Source organism: Microbacterium sp. (assembly GCF_047602155.1).
In the GTDB taxonomy this organism is placed as follows: domain Bacteria; phylum Actinomycetota; class Actinomycetes; order Actinomycetales; family Microbacteriaceae; genus Microbacterium.
In genome coordinates this window covers 134,214-159,993 of sequence record NZ_JASGHZ010000001.1, presented here as the reverse complement: position 1 = coordinate 159,993, position 25,780 = coordinate 134,214, and the positions used below count along the sequence as shown (strand labels likewise).

The window sequence follows — 25,780 nt, the reverse complement described above, 5'->3', positions numbered from 1 at the left end:
CCTGGATTCACCCGGACGATACAAGGAGAATCATGACGGCACACTTCAACCACACCATCATCGCCTCGATCGGCGCGCCGGGATGGCGGAGTTCTATCGCGACCTGCTCGAAGCCGACGAGGCTCCCTCATGGGGTCCGTTCGTCAACGTTCAGCTCGCCGACGGCGTCTTGCTGCAGTTCGCGGCTCCGCCGATGGAGTTCTCGCCGCGGCACTACGCGTATCTCGTCGACGACGCCCACTTCGACCGGGCTTACGCCCAGATCACCCCTCGGGCCACTATCTCGAGCTGATCACCCGGCCCTCCCTCGAGTGTGCGCTCGCGTCATGAGGGGAGCAGTGGTCGTAGCGCCGCAGTGAACGGTGCGAGGCCGGCCGCAACATGGTCTGCGAGCCCGGTCTCGGGTCTCTCCGCCCGCGCCCACGTCTCGACGCAGCGCGCGGCGACCGTGACAAGGGCGCGGGCCACATGGTCGATGAGTTCGGGGTCGACGTCAGGGCTGTGACGCCGACCCCGATCGACGATCAGCCCGACCAGCTGTTCCGTGCGCACGGCGGTGTACGCCCGCAGCTCGGGATCGTCCTGCGTCAGTCTCCAGCGCAGGCGCAGCGCGTCGTGCTCCTGCGCGGGGTAGTCGGCGGCGGCGATCATCGCGGTCGCCATGATCTCGACCAGTGGTCGCGCGGGCTCCCCGTCGAGGCTCGCCCGCAGTCGGGCCAGTCCGGACTCGAACTCCTCCCAGATCAGGTCGCGCTTGGCCGGGAAGTACTCGAAGAGCGTCGTGCGGCTGATCCCGGCGGCCTTCGCGATCTGCGCGAGAGACGTGGCGGCGTAGCCCTGCGCCGTGAACAGCACGCGGGCGATCTCGCGGATCTCCTCGTGCGAGGTCTCACGCGGTCGCCCCGGGCCTCTCGTGCTCATCACGACCATCTTCGCGCATCCTGCCCCATATTTCCGAACTGTGTTAGATTATTGATTATCGAGCAGGAAGGGACGATCATGAAATCCGTCTACGTGACAGGTGTCGACCGCATCGAATGGGTGGAGGTCGACGAGCCCACGATCGGCTCCCGCGACGTGCTCCTGGCAATTCGCGCCTGCGGCATCTGCGGCTCGGACGCCTTCTACGCCCACGTGGGCGGCATCCCGCCCCGCCAAGGCGCGACGCCGCTCGGCCACGAGCCCGCCGCCGAGGTCGTCGCCATCGGCGACGAGGTGACCGGCGTCGCCGTCGGCGACCACGTCGTGATCGACACGATGGCCTTCAGTGACGGACTGCTCGGCTCGGGCGGCGCGCAGGGCGCCCTCACCCCGCACGTCGTCGTCCGCGACTTCGTGCCGGGCCGTCAGCTCAAGGTCATCCCCGACGAGGTGCCGTGGGAGGTCGCCGCGCTCAACGAGCCGATGGCCGTCGCGCTGCACGCCGTCAACCGCACGCAGCCCCAGCCCGGCGCGAAGGTCGCGATCTTCGGCGCCGGCCCGATCGGACTGGGGGCACTGCTCGGTTACCGCCGCAAGGGCGCGCAGCACATCGTGGTCGTCGACGTCATTCCGGAGCGGCTGGCCAAGGCGCTCGAAATCGGTGCGGATGCCGTCATCGACTCCGCGACCGAGGACGTCGCGGCCCGCCTCGTGGAACTGCACGGCGACGGCGCCACGGCGCACGTGCGCGGAGTGCGTCCCGCGACGGACGTCTATCTGGATGCCGCCGGTGTCGCCGCGGTGCCGGAGGCGGTGACCCGGATGGCCAAGCACGGCGCGACGCTCGGCGTCGTCGCCGTGCACAAGAAGCCGGTCGAGCTGGACTTCGCCGACATCCTCGCGACCGAGCTGAACCTCGTGTGGTCGATGGGGTACCCGACCGAGATCTTCGAGGTGACCGACGACATCGCCGCGAACTGGGAGAAGTACCGGCTCATCATCAGCGACGTGCTGCCGTTCGACCGGGCGCTCGAGGCGCTCGCCCTCGCCGCCACGCCCGGCGCCGCCGACAAGGTCACCGTCGTCTTCGAGTGACGGCATCCGCCCAACCGCGCCGGTGCGCGACCGCATGCTGGCGCGCTCGTGGAGCACGGCGACTACATCGCCGGATCCGACCGCGCCCTCGTCGCCGCCGGCGTCCACCGCGCGGTGGGCTGAGTCAGGCCGCCTCGCGGGCGCGCAGGTCCTTGCGGAGGATCTTGCCCGACGTCGACTTCGGGATCGCGTCGACGAACTCGACCCGGCGCACCTTCTTGTACGGTGCGACCTGCTCGGTCACGAACGCCATCACGTCGTCGGCGGTCAGGCCCGAGTCGGGCGCGGCTACGATGAACGCCTTGGGGATCTCTTCGCCATCGTCGGCCTTGACGCCGATGACGGCGGCATCCATCACCTTCGGATGCGACAGCAGCAGCGCCTCCAGCTCTGCCGGGGCGATCTGGTAGCCCTTGTACTTGATGAGCTCTTTGACGCGGTCGACGATCGAGAACCAGCCGCCCTCGTTGTAGGTGGCGACGTCGCCGGTGTGCAGGAATCCGTCGGCGTCGAGGGTGGCCGCGGTCGCCTCGGGCTGGTTCAGGTATCCGAGCATGACGTTCGGCCCCTTGATCCACAGCTCGCCGGGGCGGGTCTCGCCGTTCGCCTCGAACTCGGTGATCTCCTCGCCGGTCTCGGGATCGACGAGCTTGCACTGCTCGTTGGCGAGCATGACGCCCACAGAGCTGACCGGGATGTCGTCGCGCTGGTAGGGCATCGCGTGCGAGACGGGGCTGAGCTCGCTCATGCCGTACCCCTGCATCATCCGGGTGTGCAAGCGCCGGCCCGCCGCCTCGGCGGTCTCGCCGTCGAGCGGCGCCGCACCGGAGAACACCGTGTGCACGGTGGAGATGTCGAACTGGTCGACGATCGGATGCTTGGCGAGGGCCACCGCGATCGGCGGGGCGATGTACAGGTAGGTGCAGCGGAACTTCTGGATGTTGGTGAGGAACTCGACGAGGTCGAACTTCGGCATGGTCACGAGGCTCGCGCGCTGCTTGAGGGCGAGGTTGAGCAGCACCGTCATGCCGTAGATATGGAAGAACGGCAGCACCGCGAGCACCCGGTCGACGTCGTGCAGGTCGATGCTGACGCGGCACTGGGCGACGTTGGCGACGAGGTTGCGGTGACTGAGCATGACGCCCTTGGGGATGCCGGTCGTCCCCGACGAGTACGGCAGCACGGCGACGTGGGTGGCCGGGTCGAAGCTCACGTCGGGGGCGGGGCGGCCCTCGGTGAGCAGTTCACGCAGATTCGGGTGGCCCTCTTCTGCCTCGGAGGCACCGTCGAGGACGATCAGGTGGTCGTCGGCGATGCCGACCGCGGCGGCCGCCGCTTTCGCCTGGGGGAGCAGCGGGCTCACCGTGATGAGCCACGTGGCCTGGGCGTCGCGGAGCTGCTTCTCGATCTCGCCCGGGGTGTACAGGGAGTTGAGCGTCGTCACGGTCGCCCCCGCGCGCAGGATGCCGTGGAACACCGTCGCGAACGCGGGCACGTTCGGGCACAGCAGGCCGAGGGTCGTGCCGACACCGACGCCGCGGGCGGCGAGGGCGCCGGCGAACAGGTCGACCTGCGCCTTGAGCGCCCCGTACGTCGTCTGCGCGCCGGTGGCCGGATCGATGAGGGCGATGCGGGCGGCATCCTCGGCGGTCAGCGAGCCAAACAGGTCGTCATAGACCGAGATGTCGGGGATCTCGATGTCGGGGAACGGGCTGGTGAACACGGGGCGATCTCCTTCGAACGGCCACGGATGCTCCGGCGGCACCGCCGGACACGTCCATCATGCCACTCGGTGCCGCCCGCGGTGGCACCCGGTTCCGGTCAGTCGATCCACAGCACGACGCCGGTCATCCCGGTCAGCACGGCGGTCGTGCCGGCCCGGATCGCATCGGCGCAGCGCTCGGGCGTGAAGGACTCCGCGTCGAAGTGGGTCGCGGTGCCGAGTCCTTCGCCGCGGAAGCCGGCTCCGGTCCAGTCGACGGCGGTGACGTTGTAGGTGGGCTCGGCCAGCTCCGCCCCGAGGATGAGGAAGGGCACCTCGAGGTGGTTCGGCGTGACCATCGCGAGCGCATCGATCAGGCCGTCGTCGACGCTCACGATGAGCTCCGGTTCCAGGTCCATCGCCTCGACGATCCCGCCGATGGCGTCGTCTTCCGCCGACACCGTGCGCAGGTCGGCATCCACCTCGTCCGCCCAGGCGTGAACGGCGTCGCTCAGCGCCGCGGACGTGGGATCGTCACCTCCGGACAGCAGCACGATTCGGTAGCCGGGCGACGGGCGCACGCCGTCCCACGAGCCGCTGATCGGGTTCACCGTCGCCTCCGGGCTCGGCGCCGACAACGGGGCGAAACCCGCCGCGGGGGTGCCGATCGCCGTCGTCGCCGGATGGGGACCGGATGCGGCACAGCCCACGACCGCGACGGTGACGAGCGCGGCGAGCGCGATCGCCGCGAGGCGGGCAGGGACGGGCACGGTGGTTCCTTGCTGTGGGGAGGTCTCTCCAGCATGCCGCCCCCGAAGCCTCTGCGGGAGGGAACGTGGCAGAACGTTCGCAGATGCACCCGTGCGGGTCACCCGGCATTCATCCGATGGCAACCTTGCGGGTCGAGCGTGGCTTGTCGGGACACCCGTCACATCGGGATCTCATCCGGCATCCATATCTGCAAGAGAACGGAACATCCATGCTTCTGGAAGTCTCCCCGCGCCCCGCGGGCCGGGCGGCGCTCTGGCTGTCCGCCGCCGCGGTCAGCGCGGCAGTTGTGATCGGTGGCGCATTCGCCGTCCCGACCGCCGCGCACGCCGACGCGACCGCGTCGTACACCGGGATCGTCCTCGGCGTCGGCTCGGACGAGTCGCAGCGCTCCGTGACCTGGTACACCTCGGCCGACTCCGCCCAGGTCGTCCAGGTGGCGCCCACGTCGGCACTCGTCGGCGGCGACTTCGTCGGCTCCGTCACGACGTTCGCCGCCACCGGCACCGCCAACATCGCGACGAGCGGCGGCTACAACCGTCACGCGATCCTCTCCGGCCTGCAGGAGGACACGCAGTACTCGTACCGCGTCGGCTCCGACGGCAACTGGTCGCCGGTGTACTCCTTCCGGACGCAGTCGTTCGAGGGCGACTTCGACTTCCTCTTCTTCGGCGACCCGCAGATCGGCGCGTCGGGCGACGTCGCGAAGGACGGCGCGGGCTGGGCCGACACGCTGAACGTCGCGCTGACCGCCAACCCCGACGTCGAGATCCTGGTCTCCGGCGGAGACCAGGTCGAGACGGCCAACGTCGAGTCGCAGTGGGATGCGTTCCTCGCGCCCGATCAGCTGCGTCAGTACCCGTGGGCGGCCACGATCGGAAACCACGACGTCGGCGGCAAGGCGTACGAGCAGCACTTCTACACGCCCAACACCGACTACTCCGACGCCTACTACCGTGAGGCCGCCAAGAAGTCGACGACCTCGGGCGGCGACTACTGGTACATCTACAAGGACGTGCTGTTCATCGACCTCAACAGCAACAGCTACAACTCCGCCACCGGTGGTGGCGACGCCGCGCACGTGCAGTATGTGACCGACGTCATTAACGCGCACGGCGCCGACGCGAAGTACACGGTGCTGGTCTACCACCACTCGATCTACTCGGCCGCCGACCACGCGAAGGATGCCGACAACAAGATCCGCCGCGTGGACTTCCCGACGACGTTCTCGAACCTGGGCGTCGACCTCGTGCTGCAGGGCCACGACCACGTGTACACCCGCAGCTACGAGATCAAGAACGGCGAGAAGGCCAACCCCGACGAGCAGCCCGGCCAGAACGACGTGTTCGTCGGCGAGGGCGGCGTCATCTACATGACGGCCAACTCGGCCTCGGGCTCGAAGTACTACGACATCACCGCGCCCGACAACAGCGGCACGAGCGGTGCCGGAAACGGCGCCGACCCGCTCAAGCCCGACGAGTACTGGTACAACTCGGTGCAGAACCAGGAGCACGTGCGCAGCTACGTCAAGGTGCAGGTGCGTGCCGACCAGCTCGTGGTCGAGGGCATCCGCTCGGGCACGTGCGACGCGCCGAACGCGGCATCCGAGCTCGGCAAGGTCGGCTGCGGCACCGACGGCGAGGGCTACACGGCGCCCGCCGGCGGAGTCGGCTCGATCATCGACTCGGTGACGATCCACCCCTACCACGGCGGCGGCGAGGACATCCAGGTCGATGTCCCGACGGCGGCTCCGGGTGAGTTCGGCTGGACGATCGACGGGCACAACGGCCTCGTCGACCTCGGCACCGCCGAGGAGAAGGACGGCTACTTCGAGGCCGCCGGCGAGATCAACCCGATCGCCGTGTCGGACACGCGCCGGTCGCTGGCGCCGTGGTCGCTGAGCGCGCAGCTGGGCGACTTCACCGACGCGGACAAGACTTTCTCCGGCAGCTACCTGGGCTGGACCCCGAAGGTGCTCACCCCGGGTGCGGGAGCCGTCGCGGGCGCCGCGGTCGGCTCAGGCTTCGACAGCGGCAAGGGTCTGTCGATCAGCCGCGTGCTCGGCTCGGCGGCGCAGGGTCACGACAAGGGCTCGGCGACGCTGGGCGCCGATCTCGACCTGAAGCTGCCCACCGAGACCGCGAAGGGCACGTACCGCGCCACCCTGACGCTCACCGCGCTGGCGGGCTGAGCCTCGGTCGGGACAGACCCGACCACACCGGATCCGTGGGTGAGGCTCCTTTCCCCTCACCCACGGATCGACCCGTTTCCACCCGCATCCGAAAGACCTCATCGTGAACGCACCCTCCCTCACCGCCTCGTCGCGGCGCGCCGGTCGCGCGTGGCTCGTCGGCGCGGCCATCGCCGCACTGCTGCTGCCGGTCCTCCCCGTCTCCGCGGCGGCCGCCGCCGACGAGGTCACGTGGACCGTCCGCACCGCGTCGAACTCGCTCGGCAGCGACCGCACGAACTTCACCTACACGATCGACCCCGGCGGGTCGCTGACGGATGCGCTCGTCGTCGCCAACCACGGCACCGATCCCGTCACGCTCGAGGTCTACGCCTCCGACGGATTCACCTCCGACGACGGGCAGCTCTCACTCCTCGTGGCGGACGAGCCGTCGAAGGCGATCGGCGCGTGGATCACGCCGCAGAACGGCGTCATCACGGTCGCGCCCGGCGAGGACGTCACCGTGCCGTTCACCGTCGCCGTGCCCGATGCCGCGACTCCGGGCGACTACGCCGGCGGAATCGTGACGTCGCTCACGGTGCCCGACGCCGCGGCCGGGGTCAACGTGGACCGACGCCTCGGCATCCGCGTCAACCTGCGGGTGGGCGGCGAGCTCGCCCCCGCGCTCGCCGTCGAAGACACCGTCGTCACGTGGGGCGGCGGACTGAACCCGTTCGCGGGAGCGGACGCCACCATCACCTACACGCTGCACAACGTCGGCAACACCGCGATCTCCGCCCATCCGGCGGCGCAGGTCTCGGGCCCTTCGGCCTGTTCCCGATGGATGCCGTGGACCCCGGCGACGTCCCCGAGCTGCTCCCGGGAGAGTCGTGGACACAGACGGTGACCGTCCCGGGCGTCGCGCCGCTGTTCGCGCTGTTCGCGACCGCCACGGCGACGCCCTTCGTCGTCGACGCGTCGGGCTCGACCTCGCCGATCGCGGACGTCAGCGGATCGGCGGTGGGCGCCGCGATCCCGTGGTCGCTGCTCGTGCTGCTCGCGCTGGTGGCTGCGCTGGCCTGGCTCTGGCTGCGCCGTCGCCGTCGGCGCCGTGCGGAGCTCGCGGCCCGGGAGCAGGCCCGCATCGACGCGGCCGTCGCGCAGGCGCTGGAGCAGGAGCGTGCTACCGCGGTGACCGCATCGGCCGAGTAGACGGGTCGACGCTTTCCTCACGCCTCCGCGGCGGGCCACTGCGGTGATCGCGGCATCCGCGTGACCGCCCACAGCACGGCGACCAGCGCGACCAGCAGGGCGTAGGACACGAGCGGGAACCGCGCGATCTGGTCGAACGCCGGCTGCAGCGCGGAGTCCCGGTCGGTGAGGACGCCGATGATCCACGCCGAGGCTGCGACCACCGCGACGCCCGCCGTGGCGAACCGGAACGCCGCGTACGCGCGCGCGTGTGACAGCCAGATCAGCAGCGGCAGGACGAGCACGGCGGCGATGAGCTGAGCGAGCTCGACGCCGAGGTTGAACCCGAGGATCGCCACGAGCTTCTCACCGAACCCGAGATTCAGGTCGAGGATCGTCGTCGCGAACGCCGTCCCGTGCACGAGGCCGAAGACCCCGGCGATGAGCAGCTCCCCGCGGGGCAGCAGTGGCCAGGCGGCATGGACCGCCGCCACGATGATCGAGACCGCCACGAGGATCTCGACCGGTTTCGTCGGGAACGAGATGACGCCGAGCGAGACGAGGGCGAGAGTGACGAGGTGGCCGGCGGTGAACGACGTGATGATGAGGGTCGCCCGTGCGATCGTCTTGCGCACCGGGATCGGCTGCGTCCAGCGCAGCCCGCGGCGGCCCCGCACCGCGACGGCGGGGGCGACGACGAGCAGGGTCGCGAGGAACAGCAGGTGGTCGGTGCCCTCGGCGATGTGCAGCATGCCGAGCCGCACGACGGCGAAGAACCCCCGCCAGGGATCGGGCGCCGTGCGCTCCAGGGCGAGCTCCGTCACGCCGCCGCCGAGCACGCCGACGATCTCGGGCTCGCCCTCCTCGACGCGTCCGTCGTTCCAGTCGCTCACGAGCGCGACGTACACCTGGTGCGCCGGGACGACGTCGAGGATGAAGGCGTAGTCGAGCACGATGCGGCCCGAGATCTCACGGTCCCCGTCCGCGTACCGGATCGTGGTGACGATGGCATCCTCGTCGTTGACCGCCCGGAACTCGGGCGGCTCGATGACCTCTCCCGTCAGGGTCGATGCGTCGTCGCGCACGCTGACCCGATTCAGGATGAACGTCATCAGGTTGTCCGACACGGCGTCCAGAGCCGCCTGGTCGGTGGGGATGTCGTAGCCGGTGGCCGCGACGAAACCGGCCTTCTGGATCTGCATCTCGACGACGACGGCGTCGGACTGCACGGTGACGAACACGCCCGTCGTGCCGGCCGGATGGGCGGCCGCGCGCTGAGCGGGCGCGAGGACGAGCAGCACCGCGAAGACGAGCACCGCGATGATCGGAAGGGGTCGGAGGCTGCGCGAGACGACGGAGTTCACGCCGCGACGCTAGCGGGCGCGGGAGAACAGCAGGCGAACCTCAGGCGACCGGTCGGAGACGGACAGGCCGGCTGGATAGGGTGAGGGGGTGAGCGCCGATCATCTCCCCGTCCGCAGCCGACTCGTCCACGACGCCCTGCGGGCGGCCGGGATCGCAGGCGACATCGTCGTGCTGCCGGATGCCGCCTCCACCGCCGTCCTCGCGGCCGAGGCGCTCGGGGTCGAGGTCGGCGCCATCGCCAACAGCCTCGTCTTCTGGTCGGACGGGGAGGCACTGCTCGTCATGACCAGCGGCGCGCATCGTGTCGACACCGCCGCGCTCGCCGGCCGCCTCGGCCGCGGCAAGATCCAGCGCGCGACGCCGGAACAGGTGCGCGAGGCGACCGGTCAGGCCATCGGCGGCGTCGCTCCGACCGGCCACCCGGCGCCGCTCGTCACCGTCGTAGACGAGGCGCTCGCCGCCTACCCGGAGATCTGGGCCGCGGGCGGCACGCCGCACACCGTCTTCCCGTTGACCTTCGACGAGCTCGTCCGCCTCACCGGCGGCACGGTCGCCCAGGTCGACTGAACGCCACTCACGCCCGGCGCAGGATGTCCCAGGCGGTGACCGCCGCCGCCGCCGACCAGGCCTGCGGGCGGCACGCCGCGGGATAGGGCGCGGGACGCGGCACGTCGGCCGCCGCGTCGCCGGCGTGCAGTTCGGGCATGCGGTACGCGAACGCCTCGGCCGCCGCCAGCAGCCCGTCGACCACCTGACGCGCGGGCGCATCCAGCCCGGCCCGCGCCATGCCGCGCGCCACGATCGCGGTGTCGTGCGCCCAGACGCTGCCGCCGTGGTAGCTGAGCGGCCAGAAGCCGGCGGCGTCGGCGGACAGCGTGCGCAGGCCGAAGCCCGACGACATGGTGGGACCGGTGAGCAGCGTCGCGACGCCGGCCTCTTCGTCGGGGTCGAGCAGGCCCGTGCCGAGCAGGTGCCCGGCGTTGGTGGTCAGGGTGTCGACGGCGTGCCCGTCGCGGTCGAGCGCGACGGCCGGATAGCGGCCCTCGGGCGTCGTGACCCAGAACCGCTCGGCGAAGCGCCGTTTCAGGCCCGCCGCCCACTCGCGCAGGGCGTCGCCGCCGGGCCGGCCGAACCGGTCGAGCAGCCCGGCGCCGCCGAGGGCGGCCTCGTAAGCGTAGCCCTGCACCTCGCACAACGCGATCGGCCCCTGGGCGAGAGTGCCGCTGCGCCACTGGATCGAATCGCCGGAGTCCTTCCAGCCCTGGTTGGACAGGCCGTGCCCGGTCTCGTCGATGTAGTCGAGGAAGCCGTCGTCGCCGGCGCTGGTCGTGATCCACTGCAGGGCGGCCTCCATCGCCGGCAGCAGGTCGCGCACCTCGTCTTCGGGCATGCCGGATGCCGCCGCCTCGGCGAGCACGCACACCCACAGCGGCGTCGCGTCGACGGTGCCGTAGTACAGCGGCGGCAGCACGATGCTCTCGCCGGGCAGCTCGAGCGTGCCGGCGCGCAGCTCGTGCATGATCTTGCCCGGCTGCTCGGCGGTCGCGGGGTCGACGGCCCGGCCCTGCAGGCGCGCCAGGACGCGCAGAGTGGATGCCGCCATCCTCCCGTCCAGCGGCAGCAGCAATCGCGCCGCCCACAGCGAGTCGCGGCCGAACAGCGTGAAGAACCACGGCGCGCCGGCCGCGAAGAACTCGTCGTCGGGGTGGTCGGGCAGGGCCAGCCGCAGCCCGTCGAGGTCCTCCAGTGCCCGCCGCAGCCAGTGCCGCAGCCGACCGTCGCGACCCTCGAGCGCCTCGGCCAGCACCGGCGATGCCCACGGCGCCGCGCCGCGCGCGCCGCGCACGACGAGGGTCGGGTCGTCCATGCGCACCGACCACGTCACCGACGCGGCCCCGCGCGGTGCGAGCTGCAGCCGCCACGCGACCACGAGCTCGTCGCCGACGGCGACCTCCGCGCCCGGTGCCGACAGCTCCAGCCCGGCGCCGCCGGCCGAGCGCACCCGGCATCCGTCCGCCGCCGCCTCCACCGCCCAGGGCGAAGCCTCGTCGACCGCGACCCCGGCTTTGACATCCTGCAGTGACGAGAAGTCGGGCTGCAGGCGCACGCGCAGCCCGAGCCGCAGCGGGGTGTCCAGGTGGGAGTGCACCGTGACGGTCTCGGTGACGACGCCGTCGGTCACGCGCCGCTCGCGGACGAGCCGCACCTTGGGGTCGGGCCACGCGTCGTCGACGGCGCGCAGCAGCGCGTCGAAGCGCACGCCGCCGGCTCCGGGCGTCGACCAGGCGATCGGCTCGGGCGCGTGCCAGTGCCCGTCGGCATCCGCGTAGTCGAGCCGAGCCCCGCGGAGGAAGCGGGCGTCGCCGTGGTAGACGCCGTCGATCGCCGCCGTGCCGATGTCGCCGTCGTGCCCCGACCAGGCCTGGGTCGGGGCCGACAGTGCGACCACGCGGTCGGCCAGGAATGGCTGCAGGCCTGCCGTCATCCCTTGACCGCCCCCTCACTCGTGTTCATGATGCGCCGCTGGAAGATGAAGAACAGCACCGCGACCGGGATCGTCATGATCGCCGCCGCCGCGAGCTTCAGCGGGTACTGCGTGCCCTGGCTGAGCTGGCCCGACGCGAGCGACGCGACGCCCTTGGTCAAGGTTGTCAGATCGGGGGACTGCGTCGCGACGATGAAGTGGCTCAGCTCGTTCCACGACCCCTGGAACGACAAGATCACGATCGTGACGAGCGCCGGCCGTGCCATCGGCAGCACGATCGACCAGAACACCCGGAACGTGCCCGCGCCGTCGATGCGGGCCTGTTCCTCGACGGATGCCGGGATCGACTCGAAGAAGTTCTTCATGATGAACACGCCCGCGGCGTCCACGAGGAGGGGCAGGATCATGCCCGCGTACGAGTCGTACAGGCCGAGCTGGTTGAGGACGAGGAACTTCGGGATGAGCAGCACGACCCCGGGCACCGCCATGACGCCCACGACGAGGGCGAACACGATGCTGCGGCCGCGGAAGTTCAGCCGCGCGAGCGCGTAGCCGGCCAGCGACACGAAGAACACCCGCCCGATCGTCACGCAGATCGTCACGACCGCCGAGTTGGCGAACCACAGCGGGAAGTCGCTGTGCAGGAACAGCCGCTCGTAGGCGGCCATCGTGAACGTCTCGGGGATGAGCGAGATCGGGTCGATCGCCGCTTCCTGCTCGGTCTTGAACGAGGTCGCGACCTGCACGAGGAACGGGTAGATGTACACGAGCGCCATGAGCAGCAGCAGCGCGTACAGCAGCACCTGACCGCCGACGCTGCGCAGGGAAAAACGGCGGGCTTCGATCATGACGACACCCTCTTCGGCTCGTACGCGCGGGCGCGCCGCTTCGACACCGGTCGCTCCCGCAGCGCCCAGCGCTGGAACAGCGTGAAGGCGATGATGATCGCGAACAGGATGAAGGCGATCGCCGCGCCGATGCCCCAGTTCTGGTTCTGGAACGCCGCCGTGTAGGACAGGTAGGCGGGCGTCATCGTGGTCTTCGCGGGGCCGCCCTGGGTGCCGGTGTAGATCTGGTCGAAGACCTGCCAGCATCCGATGAGCCCGAGGGTGATGACCGTGAACAGCGTGGGACGCAGCTGGGGGAGCGTGATGCGCCAGAAGCGCTGCCACGCGTTCGCGCCGTCCATCATGCCGGCCTCGGTCAGCTCGTAGCCGACATTCTGCAGCGCCGCGACGAACAGCAGCATGAACGTGCCGCTGGTCGTGAAGATCGCCATCAGGATGAGGGCCAGCATCGCGACGGAGGGGCCGGAGAGCCACTCCCACCACGAGATCCCGAGGAACGTGGCGGAGGTCAGCCACTCCGGGCCGCCCGACGCGCCGAGCTGGAAGATGCCGCGCGGGTCGTTGAACCAGTTCGGGCCCTCCGCGCCGAACCAGGCGAGGATCGCGTTGATCGGGCCGGTGAACGAGAACAGGAACAGCCACAGCACCGTGATCGCGACCGAGCTCGTCACCGAGGGGAAGTAGAAGGCGGTGCGGAAGAACCCGCGGGCACGCAGGATGCGGCGGCTCACGAGCACCGCGAGAAACAGCGACAGCGCCGTCTGCAGCGGCACGACCAGCAGGACGTACCAGGCGTTGTTGCGCAGAGCCAGGCCGAAGTCGCGCTCCTGCAGGCCGCCGCCGGTGGTGATGGCGGCGTAGTTGTCGAATCCGACGAAGGTGACGTGCGACGAGAGCGGGCTGCCGCGCCCGGTCCAGTCGGAGAAGCTCACCCAGAGGGCCATGAGCACGGGGATCAGCAGGAACGTGCCGAGAATCAGGATCACCGGCGAGACGAACAGCCACCCGGCGCCGGTCTCTCCCCGGCGGACCCCGCTGGAGCGGGGCCGCCGAGGAGAGCGCGGGCCGGACGACGTCGCCGCCGGAGCGACAGTCGTGGTCATGAGGTCAGCCGACGACGGCCTCGAGGTTGGACTGCACCGAGTCGAGGATCGTCTTCGGGTCGCCCGTCTTCAGAGACTCCAGCTGTGCGTTGAAGTCGGTGATGACGTCGGAGGCACCCTTGTTGGTCGGCACGCCCTGAGCGTAGGCGGCGCCGTCGAGGAAGGCGGCCAGGTCGGGGTTGTCGGTCTTCCAGGTCTCGGCGGCGGACTGCACCGACGGCATCGGGCCGAAGGCCTTCGAGAAGGCGAGCTGCTGGTCGGATGTGGTCAGGTACTCCACGAGGTCGAGCGCGGCCTTCTGGTTCGGGCTGTCGGCGGCCATGCCCCAGCAGTTGGTGAACTGCAGCGTGCCCTGTCCGGCGGGGCCGGCGGGCAGCTCGGCGACCTTCATCTTGACGTCGGGGTAGTCGCCCATCGCGCCGGTGATCCAGTTGCCCTCGATCACCATCGCGCCCAGCTGCTTGCCGAACGCCTCGCCGCCCCACCCGGCGCCGACATCGGACGCGTAGGCGAAGGTGCCGTCCTTGAGGTGGTCCTGCACGTAGGTCAGCGCCTCGACGTTGGCGTCGCTGTTCGCTTCGGCGGTCGTGCCGTCCTCCGAGACGAGCCGGCCGCCGGCCTGCGCCATGAACACGCCGATCCGGGCGAACTCGCCGCCGAAGACGAGACCTGTCGTGGTGTCGGTGGTGAGCTTGGCGGCCACGTCGGCGAGCTGGTCCCACGTGGTGGGGATGTCGGCATCCGTCAGCCCTGCCTGCTCCCACAGGCCCTCGTTGATGATGAGCTGCAGCGTGGAGAAGTCCTTCGGGGCGCAGGAGAACTGGCCGTCGTAGGTGAAGTTCTGCACGAGCGAGGGGTAGAAGTCGCTCTTGTTCGACAGCAGGTCGCCGTAGGCCTTCAGCGACCCGTTGCTCGCGTAGCCCGCGATCGCGTCGGTGGAGAGGTAGAAGAGGTCCGGCGGCGAGCCCGCCGCGAAGCCCTGGGAGAGCTGCTGCGAGAGGTCGGTCGCGACCACGACGCTCGCGTCGGTGCCGGACTGCTTCGACCAGGCGGCGACGGCATCCTCCACGGCCTTGGTCTCGGCGTCGCCGCTGGATCCGATCATGATCGTGAGGGCGTCGTCCGAGGAGGTGAGGTCGCCGGGTGCCGCGGTGCCCGTCGAGCTCTCGTCGTCGAACCCCGATCCGCAGCCTGTCAGCGCGAGCGACGTGGCCAGAGCCAGTCCTCCCGCGGCGAGCAGCGTCCGTGCTGTGTGTCGCTTCATCGCGTCTCCTTTGTCGCTTGAACGATCAAACTGCGACCCGGATGCCGGTTTTGATCGTTCAAATTATGGGATGCTTGCCAAGATAGAGGGAAGGCACAAGCCCGTCAAGCCTTATTCGCAGGGAGGTGTGCCATGAGCCGATCCGTGACGATCGACGATGTCGCCCGGGCCGCCGGTGTCTCGCGGCAGACGGTGAGCAACGTCGTCAACTCGCCGCAGATCGTGCGCGAGGCCACGCGCGAGCGCGTGCAGGACGCCATCCGGCGCCTCGGCTATGCGCCGCACGCCTCGGCGCGGCGCCTGCGCACGCGCCGCAGCTCGACGATCGGCGTGCACCTGAACCCCTACACCGGCGGCATCTCGGGCGTCGTGCTCGACCGCTTCGTCCACGCGCTGACCGAGCGCGCGGGCGAGCGCGGGCTGCGCGTCATGCTGTACGCGGCGCGCACGCCCGACGAGGAGATCCGGCGCATGGCCGATCTCAGCGACGGCGGCGACATCGACGCCGTCGTGCTGACCGACACCTTTCCCGGCGACCCGCGCGCCGAATGGCTGATCGAGCGGGGTCTTCCCTTCGTCTCGTTCGGGCGCCCCTGGGGCGCCGACGACCTGGGTGCGCCGGCCCATCACTGGGTCGACGTCGACGGCGCCGCGGGCACCGCGCAGGCGACCCGTCATGCGCTGCAGGCGGCGGGCCCCCGCGTCGCGTTCCTCGGCTGGCCGCGGGGCTCGGCCACGGGAGACGACCGGGAGCGCGGCTGGCGCGAGGCGATGGGCGCAGTGCCCGGGCTCGTCCGGCTCACGAGCGAGGAGTACGTCGCGAACGCGCGGGATGCCGTCGCCGCCGCGCTGCCGCAGCAGAGCCTGGACGCCATCGTGTGCGCGGGCGACTCGCTCGCCATCGGCGCCCACCTCGCGGCCGTCGCCGCCGGGCGCCCGTCGCTGCCGGTCATCGGCTTCGACAACACCCCGGCCGCCGAGGCGCTCGGCCTGTCGAGCGTCGAGCAGCTGCCCGAGCAGGTCGCCGCGGGAACGCTCGATCTGCTGCTGGGCTCGGGAACGTCGATCGTGCCGCGCGCCGCCGAGCCCGGGCGGGCGCACGTGCTGGTGACGCCGCGGCTCGTCGTGAGATGAGAGACGCGAGGCTCAGCGCAACCGCCGCTCCAGCTCTGCTGCCGCCGCCACGGCGACCGCCGCGAGTTCGCCGCCGTCGCGGCGGCTCTCGTCGGGCCAGGTCACGGCGAGGGCCGCGGCCGGCCACCCGGTGTGATCGCGCACGGCGACCGCGACGGAGCGGAAGCCCAGCGTGACCTCGCCGTCCTCGCTCGCGTGCCCGGCCCTGCGGGTCGCTCGCAGCACCTCGCGCAGCTCGCCGGGGCGCCGCGGGCCGCGGCCGGTGCGGTCGGCGAAGGATCCGGCATCCGGGTACAGCGCCCGCACCTGCTCACGGGGGAGCATCGCGAGCATCGCGCGGCCGGTCGCGGTCAGGTGCGCGGGCAGGCGCACCCCGACGTCGGTGACGAGGGCCGGGCGGCGCGGTGCACGCTCCTCGACGATGTACAGCACGTCGCGGCCCGCCATGACGGCCAGGTGCGCGCTCTCGCCGGTGCGGTCGGCGAGGGCCGCCACGAGCGGCCGGCCCAGGCGTGCGAGCGGCTGCTGCCGCGCGTAGCCGCCCGCCAGTTCGAACGCTGCGGCGCCCAGGCCCCACCGGCGTTCGGCGTCCAGATGCACCACGAAGCCGTGCTGGGCCATCGCGGCGAGCAGGTGGTACACGCTCGACCGCGGGATGCCGAGGTGCTCCACGATCGTCCGCGCCGCGACCGGCCCGCGCTGGCGCGCGAGGAAGGACAGGATCCGCAGCGTCTGGTCGGCGGCGGGCACCTGCGGTTCGGCGTGCTCATCTGGGATCACAGACACAGAGTGCCACATCCGGGTGGCGGCGGGAAGCGTCGTGGGCGGGCCGCGCACTCGCCGACCGACGGTCTCCACGGGGTGACCGCGGTGCGATCGGCCGCCTGGTCCCGCCCGGCGAACAGCATGACGACATCCGCCCAGGACCAGCGCAGGTCGATGCCGGACACCGGCGTGCCGGCGCGCGGTTCTGATACCCATCCGGCGGGCACGACGTGCAGTGCCAGCGACATCGTCCCCTCAGCCTCGGCGCCGGCCCACACCAGCGCGATGCCGGTGGCCTCCGAGTACGTCCACCAGTGAACCCGGGTCGCGCCCGAGGCTCGGAGCGCCGCGAGGTATGAGCCCAGGCTGTCGCTGCGCCGTTCGTCCAGGTCGGGAACGTTTCCGCTGCCCGCCCAGTACATCCCCGCCGAGTGCATCGCCGATGCGAAAGCGGCGATCTCCTCCGGTGAGACGCCGGTGCCACCCCCGCCTGCGGGGTCTGCGCGCCACGCGAGCGGCAGGATCCTCGCCTGCCCGCGTACGAGGATCGGGTTTTCCGGCGACAACCAGCCGTCGCGCTCGGCATCCAGCACGGCGGGCGGCAGCCCGTCGGCACGGGTGATCAGCGTGCGTCCTTCGAACGGCAACAGAGATCCCGCAGCGACCGAATCCGGGCCGAACGCGGCGGGTCGGTCCCGGTGCAGATCCATGTCGAGATCCATGCGTCTCCTACAGTGTGAGATTCCGGGGGCTACCCGGCCAGAGCGTGGGGATGTACTCGCCGTTCTTCACGCCCGTCGCCGTCTCGGGGATGTCGATCACGGCCTCGGGGATGCCGCTGGGCAGGTATCCGCCGGGGATCCAGGCGTCCAGGTCGGTGCCGCCCTCGAAGAACCCGTCGGGTAGGCCCAGCGCTGCAGCGAGCCTGTGCGGGTCTCCGGCGGCCTCCCGGATGACGTTGTCCAACTGGTCGGTCGGGAACACGTAGGCGGTGCCGTTGTTCCCCGGGCCGCAGGCGTCGAGGCTGTCCTTCTTGTAGATCCTCCTTCCAGCCGCCCTGCAGCGGATGCGAGACATCGCCCGAGTCGAGGTTCTGCACCTCGCTCACGTTGCGCTTGGACTTGTCGCCGTGCCTGCGGAACATCTCCGCCAGGCTACCGGCCGGCTAGGCTCCGTCTCCCTCTGTCGCACCGACGCTCCACGCCAGCGGATTCCTCGCCGTCGTACCAGCAGGCGCTCATGATGCTCTGCCCGAGTTCGTTGGGCGGGCACCTGCGGTTCCCCGCGCTCATCTGGGATCACAGACACAGAGTGCCACATCCGGGTGGCGGCGGGAAGCGTCGTGGGCTGGAATCGGAGCATGGCCAGCACCACCCTCGCATCCGTCGTCATCGGCGGCGCCCCGCTGACGGTCGCCGGCGTCGTGGCCGTCGCCCGCCACGGCGCCCGCGTCGACCTCGATCCCGACGCGCGGGAGAGGGTCGCGGCATCCCGCGCCCTCATCGAGCGGCTTGCCGACGACCCGGAACCGCACTACGGCATCTCCACCGGGTTCGGGGCGCTCGCGACGACCTTCATCGCGCCCGAGCGCCGCCGCCAGCTGCAGGCGAGCCTCATCCGCTCGCACGCCGCCGGCACGGGTGCGGAGGTCGAGCGCGAGGTCGTCCGCGCGCTCATGCTGCTGCGCCTGCAGACCCTCGCCACGGGGCACACGGGCGTGCGCCCCGTCGTCGCGGAGACGTACGCGGCGATGCTGAATGCCGGCATCACCCCGATCGTGCGCGAGTACGGCTCGCTGGGCTGCTCGGGCGACCTCGCCCCGCTGGCGCACGTCGCGCTCGCGGCGCTGGGCGAGGGGGACGTGCGCGACGCGGCCGGAGCCGTCGTCCCCGCCGCCGAGGCCCTCGCGGCCGCGGGCATCGCGCCGCTCGTGCTGGAGGAGAAGGAGGGACTCGCCCTCATCAACGGCACCGACGGCATGCTCGGCATGCTGTGCCTCGCGCTCGCCGACCTCGACAACCTGCTGACGGTCGCCGACCTCACCGCGGCGATGTCGATCGAGAGCCAGCTCGGCACCGACGCCGTCTTCGCCGCCGACCTCATGGCGCTGCGCCCGCAGGCCGGGCAGGCGGCATCCGCCGCGAACCTGCGCGCCTTCCTCCAGGGCTCGCCCATCGTCGCGAGCCACCGCGACCCCGCCGTCTGCACCCGTGTGCAGGACGCCTACTCGCTGCGCTGCTCGCCGCAGGTGCACGGCGCCGCCCGCGACACGGTCGAGCACGCCCGCACGATTGCGGCGCGCGAGCTGGCGTCGGCCGTCGACAACCCGGTCGTCACGGGCGACGGGCGGGTCGAGTCCAACGGCAACTTCCACGGCGCGCCGGTGGCGTACGTGCTCGACTTCCTCGCGATCGCCGTGGCCGACACGGCGTCGGTGGCCGAGCGGCGCACCGACCGGGCCCTGGACCGCACGCGCAGCAACGGCCTGCCGCCGTTTCTCGCCGACGAGGTCGGCGTCGACTCGGGCCTCATGATCGCGCAATATGCCGCGGCGGGCATCGTGTCGGAGCTCAAGCGCCTCGCGGTGCCGGCATCCGTCGACTCGATCCCCTCGTCGGCCATGCAGGAGGACCACGTCTCGATGGGCTGGGCCGCGGCCCGCAAGCTCCGCCGCGGCGTCGACGGGCTCGCCCGCGTGCTCGCGATCGAGCTCGTGACCGGATGCCGCGCCCTCGACCTGCGGGCGCCGCTGCGGCCCGCCCCGGCCACCGGCGCCGTGCGCGACCTCGTGCGCGCGGCGGGCATCGCGGGGCCCGGCCCCGACCACGTCGTCAGCCCCGACATCGAGCTGGCCACCGAACTCGTGCTGTCGGGCGCCGTCGCCTCGGCGGCATCCGTCGCCACGACCTGAGCCTCCACACCCGCCACCGAAAACAGGAGATCACGCGAGAACAGGACGAATCAGCGGCGAATCGGCCTGTTCTCGCCGAATCTCCTGTTCTCGATCACCGCAAGGAGCCAATGACATGACCAGTGAACCCCGTACCGTCCGCGCCGCCCGCGGCAACGTGCGCACCGCGAAGAGCTGGGGCGCCGAGGCCGCCAAGCGGATGCTGATGAACAACCTCGATCCCGAGGTCGCCGAGCACCCGGAAGACCTCGTCGTGTACGGCGGCACCGGCCGCGCCGCGCGCTCGTGGGAGGCGTTCGACGCCATCGTGCGCACGCTCGACGAGCTCGAGGCCGACGAGACGCTGCTCGTGCAGTCGGGCAAGCCGGTGGGGGTGTTCCGCACGCACGAGTGGGCGCCGCGGGTGCTCATCGCCAACTCCAACCTCGTCGGCGACTGGGCGACGTGGCCCGAGTTCCGCCGGCTCGAGGAGCTGGGGCTCATCATGTACGGCCAGATGACGGCCGGCTCGTGGATCTACATCGGCACGCAGGGGATTCTGCAGGGCACGTACGAGACCTTCGCCGCCGTCGCCCGGTCGCTGCGTTCTTCGACAGGAGAGGGTCGCGAATCGCTCGCCGGCACGCTGACGCTGACCGGCGGCGCGGGCGGCATGGGCGGTGCGCAGCCGCTCGCCGTCACCCTCAACGACGGAGTCGTGCTCATCGTCGACGTCGACGAGTCGCGCCTGGCCCGTCGCGTCGACCACGGCTACCTCGACGAGTACACGACCGACCTCGACGCCGCCGTGGCCCGCGTCGTCGCCGCGAAGGATGCCGGTGAGGCGCTGTCGGTCGGCGTCGTCGGCAATGCGGCCTTCGTCTTTCCCGAGCTGCTGCGCCGCCAGCGGGCGGGGGAGCTCGTGATCGACATCGTCACCGACCAGACGAGCGCGCACGATCCGCTCGCGTATCTGCCGATCGGCGTCGCGTTCGACGACTGGAAGCAGGCGGCCGCCGCCGACCCGGAGGGGTTCACGCGCCGCGCCCGTGAGTCGATGGCCGCGCAGGTCGCCGCGATGGTGGCGTTCCAGGACGGCGGGGCGGCGGTGTTCGACTACGGCAACTCGATCCGCGCCGAGGCGCAGCTGGGCGGGTTCGACCGCGCGTTCGCGTTCCCCGGGTTCGTGCCGGCCTACATCCGCCCGCAGTTCGAAGAGGGCCGCGGCCCGTTCCGCTGGGCGGCGCTGTCGGGCGACCCCGAGGACATCTACAGGACCGACCGTGCGATCGCCGAGCTGTTCCCCGAGGATGCCGCCCTGCACCGTTGGCTGTCCAAGGCCGGCTCCACGGTGCACTTCGAGGGGCTGCCGGCGCGCATCTGCTGGCTCGGCTACCGGGAGCGGCACCTCGCGGGCCTGAAGTTCAACGAGATGGTCGCCTCCGGCGAGCTGTCGGCGCCGATCGTCATCGGCCGCGACCACCTCGACTCGGGTTCGGTCGCATCGCCCTACCGCGAGACCGAGGCGATGAAGGACGGCTCCGACGCGATCGCCGACTGGCCGCTGCTGAACGCGCTGCTGAACACGGCATCCGGTGCGTCGTGGGTGTCGCTGCACCACGGCGGCGGCGTCGGCATCGGCCGGTCGATCCACGCCGGCCAGGTCACCGTCGCCGACGGATCGGAACTCGCCGCCCAGAAGCTGGAGCGCGTGCTCACCAACGACCCCGGCACGGGGGTCATGCGCCACGTGGATGCCGGCTACGAGCACGCGCGCGAGATCGCGCGCGAGCGCGGGCTCAAGGTTCCGATGGGGCTGTGATGCCCACGCTCATCACGAACATCGGCGAGCTCACGACGAACGTCGCCGGTCTCGGTGACGACCCGGACGACGCGACCGGCCTCATCCGCGACGCCGCCGTGCTCATCGACGACGGCCGCGTCGCGTGGGTCGGCTGTGCGGACGAAACGCCAGAGGATGCCGCGCGGGGTGAGGACGAGGTGGTTGATGCCGGGGGTAGCGCGGTCGTCCCGGGCTTCGTCGACAGCCACACCCACCTCGTGTTCGGCGGAGACCGCGCCGACGAGTTCGAGGCGCGGATGGCGGGCGCGTCGTATGCCGCCGGCGGCATACGACGCACGGTGCGGGCGACGCGGGAGGCCTCCGACGACGAGCTGCGCGCGCGGCTGGCCAGATTCGTGCGGGAGCTGCACGCGCAGGGCACGACGACGTTCGAGATCAAGACGGGTTACGACCTCACGGTCGCGGGCGAGGCGCGCCTGGCGCGCCTCGCCCGGGGCGTCACCGACGAGGTCACCTACCTCGGGGCGCATGTCGTCGCGCCGGAGTACAGGGCCGACCGCGACGCCTACGTCGACCTCGTCTGCGGCGAGATGCTCGCCGCAGTCGCGCCGCACGCCCGCTGGATCGACGTGTTCTGCGAGACCGGCGCCTTCACACCCGCCGAGACGGAGCGGATCCTCCGCGCGGGCGTCGCGGCGGGCCTGCGGCCGAGGCTGCACGGCAATCAGCTCGGCCCCGGCGCAGGTGTGCAACTGGCCGTCGCGCTGGGCGCGGCATCCGTCGACCACTGCACCTACCTCAGCGACGACGACGTCGCAGCCCTCGCCGCCGGCGACACCGTCGCGACGCTGCTGCCCGGAGTGGAGTTCTCGACGCGGCATCCGTACCCCGATGCGCGGCGCCTCATCGACGCGGGGGTCACGGTCGCGCTCGCGAGCGACTGCAATCCGGGCACGAGCTTCACGAGCTCGATGCCGCTCATGATCGCCCTCGCCGTGCGCGAGATGGGCATGACCGTCGCCGAGGCCGTGTGGGCGGCGACCGCCGGGGGAGCGCGGGCCCTCCGTCGCGCCGACGTCGGTCACCTGGGCGTGGGCGCCCGCGCCGACCTGGTGGTCCTCGACGCGCCGACGCGCACGCACCTCGCCTATCGGCCCGGCGTGCCGCTCGTGCACGCCGTCTACCGGAACGGCGTGTCAGCGCGCGGCTGAGGCATCCCGCGGCGCGCTCACTGCCCGTGCCCCGGCGCGTCGAAGCTCCACCGATCGGGGCCGATCGAGGAGGCGACGTCCCAGTCGCTCGTCGCCCACTCGAAGACCGCGACGGCGCACGTCGGCATGTGGCCGATACCGCCGCCCGAAAGCGCCTCGGCGAGCACCGTCATGCCCGGGTCGTGCGCGACGACGACGACCGCGGCCGCGCCGCGCCGGGCGGCGGCGCCCAGCAGCGTCCGCGCCGGGGCGCCGTACAGTTCCGGGTCGGGTTCGGGCTCGAGTCCCAGCGCCGCGCCGAAGAACCCGGCCGTCGTGCGGGCGCGCAGCGCCGTCGACGACAGGATCGCCGTCGGCCGCAGCCCGGTCTCGGCCAGCCGCCGCGCCATCTCCGGCGCATCGCGCAGGCCGCGGTCGTTGAGCGGCCGGTCGTGGTCGCCAAGCTGCGGCGTACCCCAGTCGCTCTTCGCGTGGCGCACCAGCACGAGCGTCGTCATGCGCGGATCCTCCTCGTGTGCAGCGCGGCCAGCAGCTCCAGCACGCACAGCGCCGCGAGGCGCACCGTGCGGCCGTCGGCGGCGTCGGCGGTCGCATCCACCTCGACGATGTCGGCGCTGGCGACGGCGGCATCCGCGGCGATGCCGCGCACCAGCGCGCGCAGCTCCCACGCCTGCAGCCCGCCCGGCACCGAGGCCGGGCAACCGGGCGCGACCGAGCGGTCGCACACGTCGACGTCGATGTCGAGATGGATGCCGCCTCCGCCGGCCACGGCCAGCGCCTCGGCGACCACGGCGTCGATCCCCCGTCGCCGCACCTCGTCGAGTGTGACGACGCGGATGCCGAGATCCTCCGCGCGCCGCGCGTAGGCCGCCGAGTTGGCGAAGTCGGCGATGCCGATCTGCACGATCCGTCGCGGATCGAGGCCGTCGGCGACCAGGCGCCGCACGGGGGAGCCGTTGGAGACGCCGTCGCGCAGATCGTAATGGGCATCGAGGGTGATGAGCCCCGCGGCGCCCATGCCCTGCGCCGCCCCGTAGGTCACGGAGTTGTCGCCGCCGAGCGCGATGACGAGGTCGGCGCGCGCCGCGAGGTCGCGCACGCGGTGCCGCAGCCGGGCCTCGCCCTCGGGGCCGTCGGGGTCGTCGATGTCACCGGCATCCGCGATGCGCAGCACCTCGTTGAGATCGACGGGCGGAGGGCCGATGAGGGTCGGGCTGTAGCGCCGCAGCGCCTCGCGGACGGCGCCGGGTGTCGCGTGGGCGCCGGTGGGGGACAGCGACGTCTTCGATGCCGGGGCGCCGAGGATGACGGCATCCCAGGTCCCGTCGGCAGGCTCCGGCCAGTCGCCGGCGCGGGGCCAGAGGTCGTCGTGTGAGAGCGCCATCAGCCGACGTACACCCAGGCCGTGCGGCCGCTGCCGAGCGTCACCGCGATGCGGTGGTACAGCGCCACCTCGTACTCGTCGGCGGCGTCGAGCTCGTCGGCGGTGATGTGCAGCACCTTGCCCACGACCTTGTCGACCGGGTTCCCGGTGGCCCGCAGCACGGGGTGCACCGAGACGCCGGAGATGTCGACGACGCGCTGGTCCTCGATCTCGGCGTAGTCGATCGTGTAGCCGGGCAGCACGTCGGCGTCGCCCGCGACCAGGCGGCCGAACGTGTCGAGCTGCACCTCGGCGTATTGCAGTGTGCCGTAGGTGAACAGCAGCTGGTCGCGCGGCGCGTCACTCACACCGCCAGGCTACTGCCGGGGGCGCGACACGCACAGCCGCATTGCCGATCGTGTCGGGGTCACCCGAGCAGCGCGTGCGCGACCGCGAAGATCGCGAGGCCGGCGAGGGCGCCGACGATGGTGCCGTTCAGACGGATGTACTGCAGGTCGCGGCCGACCATGAGCTCGATCTTCTCGGTCGTCTCCGCCGGATCCCACTTCTCCACCGTGTCGGTGATGATCGAGGCGATGTCGTGGCGGTAGCGGTCGACGAGGAAGACGGCGGCGTCGGCGACGCGATCGTCGACGCGGCGTTGCAGCCCCGGGTCGGAGGCGAGCCGTTCGCCGATCTCGACGAGCGCGGCCACGATGCGCCGGCGCAGGGCGCTGCCGGGGTCGTCGAGCGAGCGCAGGAGCCCGGACTTGGCGGTGTGCCACGCCTCGGCGGCGAGCTCGCGCACGCGCGGGCTGTCGAAGACGGCGCTCTTGGCGTCTTCGAGCCGCCCGATGGTGGCGGGGTCGTGCTGCAGGTTGTCGGCCAGACGCGCGAGGTAGCGGTCGATGGCGATGCGCGCGGGGTGCTGCGGGTCGGCCTGCACGGCGGCGGCGAACTTGACCGCCTCGTGGTAGACGGTGTCGTCGACGAGCCGCATCGCCACCGAGGGCACCCAGGACGGCAGGCGCCGCGAGACGAGGCCGCTGAACGACTCGCGGTTCGCCGCCAGCCACGTCGCGATGCTGTCGATGCCGAGATTGACGGCGCCGCGGTGCGCGTCGGCATCCAGCACCTTCGTCAGCCAGCCGCCGATCGCCGGCGCCCACTGCGGATCGAGCAGGTGCTCGCGGGCGAGGTCGCTGATGAGGTCGCGCACCTCGTCGTCGCTGAGCGCACGCAGGATGCCGGCCGCCATCGTCGACGCCTCGGACGCGACCGTCTCGGCGTGCTCCGGAGCCTGCAGCCAGCGGCCCGCGGTCGCCGCGATCGCGGTGGATTCGAGCTTGGTGCGCACGACCGAGCCCTCCAGGAAGTTCGTCTCGACGAACTCGCCCAGGGTGCGGCCGATCTCGTCCTTGCGGCGCGGGATGATCGCGGTGTGCGGGATCGGGATGCCGAGCGGATGCCGGAACAGCGCCGTCACGGCGAACCAGTCGGCCAGCGCGCCGACCATGCCGCCCTCGGCGGCGGCGCGGACGTACGCGAGCCACGGATACCGCTCCTGCAGCACGAACGCGACGACGAAGACGATCGCCATGAGGACCAGGGCGCCCAGCGCGACGCCCTTCATGACGCGCAGGGCGCGGCGGCGCTCCTGATCGGCGGGGCTCAGCAGCTCGGTCGGGGTGCGCGCCATCT

25 protein-coding genes are annotated in these 25,780 nt (G+C 71.5%); 10 read left to right on the top strand and 15 right to left on the bottom strand.

Going from position 1 to position 25,780, the window contains the following annotated elements; translation table 11 throughout:
• Positions 1 to 82 precede the first annotated feature (82 nt).
• The gene (locus tag QM720_RS00720) at positions 83 to 292 is read left to right on the top strand and encodes a hypothetical protein (protein ID WP_415124120.1); all 210 of its coding nucleotides are present in this window, start codon (positions 83 to 85) and stop codon (positions 290 to 292) included.
• Between the two features lie 32 nt (positions 293 to 324).
• Here QM720_RS00720 and QM720_RS00715 read toward each other — a convergent pair whose 3' ends face one another.
• Positions 325 to 921 (bottom strand): TetR/AcrR family transcriptional regulator, encoded by a 597-nt coding sequence (locus tag QM720_RS00715; RefSeq protein WP_415124118.1) that lies wholly within the window; start codon positions 919 to 921, stop codon positions 325 to 327.
• A 78-nt stretch (positions 922 to 999) separates the two neighbouring features.
• On the opposite strand from QM720_RS00715, the gene QM720_RS00710 reads away from it, so the two are divergent.
• Positions 1,000 to 2,016, top strand: a complete 1,017-nt coding sequence (locus tag QM720_RS00710) for a zinc-dependent alcohol dehydrogenase (protein WP_415124116.1) — start codon at positions 1,000 to 1,002, stop codon at positions 2,014 to 2,016.
• Positions 2,017 to 2,140: 124 nt separating this feature from the next.
• Here QM720_RS00710 and QM720_RS00705 read toward each other — a convergent pair whose 3' ends face one another.
• Together QM720_RS00705 and QM720_RS00700 are read right to left on the bottom strand one after the other, a co-directional pair.
• Entirely contained in the window at positions 2,141 to 3,739 is a 1,599-nt protein-coding gene (locus QM720_RS00705) for an AMP-binding protein (RefSeq protein ID WP_415124114.1), read from the bottom strand.
• 98 nt (positions 3,740 to 3,837) lie between these two features.
• Positions 3,838 to 4,488 carry a hypothetical protein gene (locus QM720_RS00700; RefSeq protein WP_415124112.1) on the bottom strand — a complete coding sequence of 217 codons (651 nt, stop codon included), beginning with the start codon at positions 4,486 to 4,488 and terminating at the stop codon, positions 3,838 to 3,840.
• A gap of 209 nt (positions 4,489 to 4,697) precedes the next feature.
• Between QM720_RS00700 and QM720_RS00695 the strand changes: the two genes are divergently transcribed.
• The 3 genes from QM720_RS00695 to QM720_RS00685 all read left to right on the top strand — a co-directional run bounded on the left by QM720_RS00695 (position 4,698) and on the right by QM720_RS00685 (position 7,868).
• Complete coding sequence (locus QM720_RS00695) at positions 4,698 to 6,677, top strand: fibronectin type III domain-containing protein (protein ID WP_415124110.1); 1,980 nt, start codon at positions 4,698 to 4,700, stop codon at positions 6,675 to 6,677.
• A 103-nt stretch (positions 6,678 to 6,780) separates the two neighbouring features.
• Complete coding sequence (locus QM720_RS00690; RefSeq protein ID WP_415124108.1) at positions 6,781 to 7,563, top strand: WxL protein peptidoglycan domain-containing protein; 783 nt, start codon at positions 6,781 to 6,783, stop codon at positions 7,561 to 7,563.
• Positions 7,560 to 7,868: a hypothetical protein gene (locus tag QM720_RS00685; RefSeq protein WP_415124106.1), complete on the top strand. Its 309-nt coding sequence runs from the start codon at positions 7,560 to 7,562 to the stop codon at positions 7,866 to 7,868. The genes QM720_RS00690 and QM720_RS00685 overlap by 4 nt, the downstream gene beginning before the upstream one ends.
• Positions 7,869 to 7,885: 17 nt before the next feature.
• Here QM720_RS00685 and QM720_RS00680 read toward each other — a convergent pair whose 3' ends face one another.
• Entirely contained in the window at positions 7,886 to 9,211 is a 1,326-nt protein-coding gene (locus tag QM720_RS00680) for a HupE/UreJ family protein (RefSeq protein ID WP_415124104.1), read from the bottom strand.
• Positions 9,212 to 9,299: 88 nt separating this feature from the next.
• Between QM720_RS00680 and QM720_RS00675 the strand changes: the two genes are divergently transcribed.
• Entirely contained in the window at positions 9,300 to 9,779 is a 480-nt protein-coding gene (locus QM720_RS00675) for a YbaK/EbsC family protein (protein ID WP_415124102.1), read from the top strand.
• 7 nt (positions 9,780 to 9,786) lie between these two features.
• Here the strand turns inward: QM720_RS00675 and QM720_RS00670 are convergent, their stop codons facing one another.
• Genes QM720_RS00670 through QM720_RS00655 form a run of 4 tightly spaced genes read right to left on the bottom strand, consistent with a single transcriptional unit; the run spans position 9,787 to position 14,912 of the window.
• A complete protein-coding gene (locus QM720_RS00670; RefSeq protein ID WP_415124100.1) occupies positions 9,787 to 11,697 on the bottom strand; it encodes a glycogen debranching N-terminal domain-containing protein in 1,911 nt (636 codons plus the stop codon).
• The gene (locus tag QM720_RS00665) at positions 11,694 to 12,545 is read right to left on the bottom strand and encodes a carbohydrate ABC transporter permease (RefSeq protein ID WP_415124098.1); all 852 of its coding nucleotides are present in this window, start codon (positions 12,543 to 12,545) and stop codon (positions 11,694 to 11,696) included. Before QM720_RS00665 ends, QM720_RS00670 begins: the two co-directional genes overlap by 4 nt.
• Positions 12,542 to 13,648, bottom strand: a complete 1,107-nt coding sequence (locus QM720_RS00660; protein ID WP_415124096.1) for a carbohydrate ABC transporter permease — start codon at positions 13,646 to 13,648, stop codon at positions 12,542 to 12,544. Before QM720_RS00660 ends, QM720_RS00665 begins: the two co-directional genes overlap by 4 nt.
• Positions 13,649 to 13,652: 4 nt before the next feature.
• Positions 13,653 to 14,912 (bottom strand): sugar ABC transporter substrate-binding protein, encoded by a 1,260-nt coding sequence (locus tag QM720_RS00655; RefSeq protein ID WP_415124094.1) that lies wholly within the window; start codon positions 14,910 to 14,912, stop codon positions 13,653 to 13,655.
• 132 nt (positions 14,913 to 15,044) lie between these two features.
• Here QM720_RS00655 and QM720_RS00650 point away from each other — a divergent pair, with 132 nt between their 5' ends.
• Positions 15,045 to 16,046, top strand: coding sequence for a LacI family DNA-binding transcriptional regulator (locus QM720_RS00650; RefSeq protein ID WP_415124092.1), 1,002 nt, complete (start codon positions 15,045 to 15,047; stop codon positions 16,044 to 16,046).
• A gap of 12 nt (positions 16,047 to 16,058) precedes the next feature.
• On the opposite strand, the gene QM720_RS00645 is transcribed toward QM720_RS00650, so the two are convergent.
• Genes QM720_RS00645 through QM720_RS00635 form a run of 3 tightly spaced genes read right to left on the bottom strand, consistent with a single transcriptional unit; the run spans position 16,059 to position 17,888 of the window.
• Entirely contained in the window at positions 16,059 to 16,844 is a 786-nt protein-coding gene (locus QM720_RS00645) for an IclR family transcriptional regulator (RefSeq protein WP_415124090.1), read from the bottom strand.
• Entirely contained in the window at positions 16,823 to 17,521 is a 699-nt protein-coding gene (locus tag QM720_RS00640; protein ID WP_415124088.1) for a hypothetical protein, read from the bottom strand. The genes QM720_RS00645 and QM720_RS00640 overlap by 22 nt, the downstream gene beginning before the upstream one ends.
• Before the next feature lie 19 nt (positions 17,522 to 17,540).
• Positions 17,541 to 17,888 (bottom strand): hypothetical protein, encoded by a 348-nt coding sequence (locus QM720_RS00635; protein ID WP_415124086.1) that lies wholly within the window; start codon positions 17,886 to 17,888, stop codon positions 17,541 to 17,543.
• Between the two features lie 283 nt (positions 17,889 to 18,171).
• Here QM720_RS00635 and hutH point away from each other — a divergent pair, with 283 nt between their 5' ends.
• From hutH to hutI, 3 genes are all read left to right on the top strand, one after another.
• Positions 18,172 to 19,722, top strand: a complete 1,551-nt coding sequence (gene hutH, locus QM720_RS00630; RefSeq protein ID WP_415124084.1) for a histidine ammonia-lyase — start codon at positions 18,172 to 18,174, stop codon at positions 19,720 to 19,722.
• Between the two features lie 115 nt (positions 19,723 to 19,837).
• Complete coding sequence (gene hutU, locus QM720_RS00625; RefSeq protein ID WP_415124082.1) at positions 19,838 to 21,523, top strand: urocanate hydratase; 1,686 nt, start codon at positions 19,838 to 19,840, stop codon at positions 21,521 to 21,523.
• Entirely contained in the window at positions 21,523 to 22,716 is a 1,194-nt protein-coding gene (gene hutI, locus QM720_RS00620; RefSeq protein WP_415124080.1) for an imidazolonepropionase, read from the top strand. The genes hutU and hutI overlap by 1 nt, the downstream gene beginning before the upstream one ends.
• A 17-nt stretch (positions 22,717 to 22,733) precedes the next feature.
• On the opposite strand, the gene QM720_RS00615 is transcribed toward hutI, so the two are convergent.
• Genes QM720_RS00615 through QM720_RS00600 form a run of 4 tightly spaced genes read right to left on the bottom strand, consistent with a single transcriptional unit; the run spans position 22,734 to position 25,778 of the window.
• Positions 22,734 to 23,213 (bottom strand): SixA phosphatase family protein, encoded by a 480-nt coding sequence (locus QM720_RS00615; RefSeq protein WP_415124078.1) that lies wholly within the window; start codon positions 23,211 to 23,213, stop codon positions 22,734 to 22,736.
• The gene (locus QM720_RS00610; RefSeq protein WP_415124076.1) at positions 23,210 to 24,100 is read right to left on the bottom strand and encodes an arginase family protein; all 891 of its coding nucleotides are present in this window, start codon (positions 24,098 to 24,100) and stop codon (positions 23,210 to 23,212) included. Before QM720_RS00610 ends, QM720_RS00615 begins: the two co-directional genes overlap by 4 nt.
• On the bottom strand, positions 24,100 to 24,447 hold the full coding sequence (locus tag QM720_RS00605; RefSeq protein WP_415124074.1) for a gamma-glutamylcyclotransferase family protein: 348 nt from the start codon (positions 24,445 to 24,447) through the stop codon (positions 24,100 to 24,102). The genes QM720_RS00610 and QM720_RS00605 overlap by 1 nt, the downstream gene beginning before the upstream one ends.
• Positions 24,448 to 24,506: 59 nt before the next feature.
• Positions 24,507 to 25,778 carry a DUF445 domain-containing protein gene (locus tag QM720_RS00600; RefSeq protein WP_415124072.1) on the bottom strand — a complete coding sequence of 424 codons (1,272 nt, stop codon included), beginning with the start codon at positions 25,776 to 25,778 and terminating at the stop codon, positions 24,507 to 24,509.
• Positions 25,779 to 25,780 lie beyond the last annotated feature (2 nt).

Excerpts from the sequence above, each read along its gene's own strand:
- QM720_RS00720 (WP_415124120.1), top strand. The coding sequence starts at position 83 with ATGGCGGAGTTCTATCGCGACCTGCTCGAAGCCGACGAGGCTCCCTCA.
- QM720_RS00715 (WP_415124118.1), bottom strand. The coding sequence starts at position 921 with ATGAGCACGAGAGGCCCGGGGCGACCGCGTGAGACCTCGCACGAGGAG.
- QM720_RS00710 (WP_415124116.1), top strand. The coding sequence starts at position 1,000 with ATGAAATCCGTCTACGTGACAGGTGTCGACCGCATCGAATGGGTGGAG.
- QM720_RS00695 (WP_415124110.1), top strand. The coding sequence starts at position 4,698 with ATGCTTCTGGAAGTCTCCCCGCGCCCCGCGGGCCGGGCGGCGCTCTGG.
- QM720_RS00670 (WP_415124100.1), bottom strand. The coding sequence starts at position 11,697 with ATGACGGCAGGCCTGCAGCCATTCCTGGCCGACCGCGTGGTCGCACTG.
- QM720_RS00665 (WP_415124098.1), bottom strand. The coding sequence starts at position 12,545 with ATGATCGAAGCCCGCCGTTTTTCCCTGCGCAGCGTCGGCGGTCAGGTG.
- QM720_RS00660 (WP_415124096.1), bottom strand. The coding sequence starts at position 13,648 with ATGACCACGACTGTCGCTCCGGCGGCGACGTCGTCCGGCCCGCGCTCT.
- QM720_RS00655 (WP_415124094.1), bottom strand. The coding sequence starts at position 14,912 with ATGAAGCGACACACAGCACGGACGCTGCTCGCCGCGGGAGGACTGGCT.
- QM720_RS00650 (WP_415124092.1), top strand. The coding sequence starts at position 15,045 with ATGAGCCGATCCGTGACGATCGACGATGTCGCCCGGGCCGCCGGTGTC.
- QM720_RS00645 (WP_415124090.1), bottom strand. The coding sequence starts at position 16,844 with ATGTGGCACTCTGTGTCTGTGATCCCAGATGAGCACGCCGAACCGCAG.
- QM720_RS00640 (WP_415124088.1), bottom strand. The coding sequence starts at position 17,521 with ATGGATCTGCACCGGGACCGACCCGCCGCGTTCGGCCCGGATTCGGTC.
- QM720_RS00635 (WP_415124086.1), bottom strand. The coding sequence starts at position 17,888 with ATGTCTCGCATCCGCTGCAGGGCGGCTGGAAGGAGGATCTACAAGAAG.
- hutH (WP_415124084.1), top strand. The coding sequence starts at position 18,172 with ATGGCCAGCACCACCCTCGCATCCGTCGTCATCGGCGGCGCCCCGCTG.
- hutU (WP_415124082.1), top strand. The coding sequence starts at position 19,838 with ATGACCAGTGAACCCCGTACCGTCCGCGCCGCCCGCGGCAACGTGCGC.
- hutI (WP_415124080.1), top strand. The coding sequence starts at position 21,523 with ATGCCCACGCTCATCACGAACATCGGCGAGCTCACGACGAACGTCGCC.
- QM720_RS00615 (WP_415124078.1), bottom strand. The coding sequence starts at position 23,213 with ATGACGACGCTCGTGCTGGTGCGCCACGCGAAGAGCGACTGGGGTACG.
- QM720_RS00610 (WP_415124076.1), bottom strand. The coding sequence starts at position 24,100 with ATGGCGCTCTCACACGACGACCTCTGGCCCCGCGCCGGCGACTGGCCG.
- QM720_RS00600 (WP_415124072.1), bottom strand. The coding sequence starts at position 25,778 with ATGGCGCGCACCCCGACCGAGCTGCTGAGCCCCGCCGATCAGGAGCGC.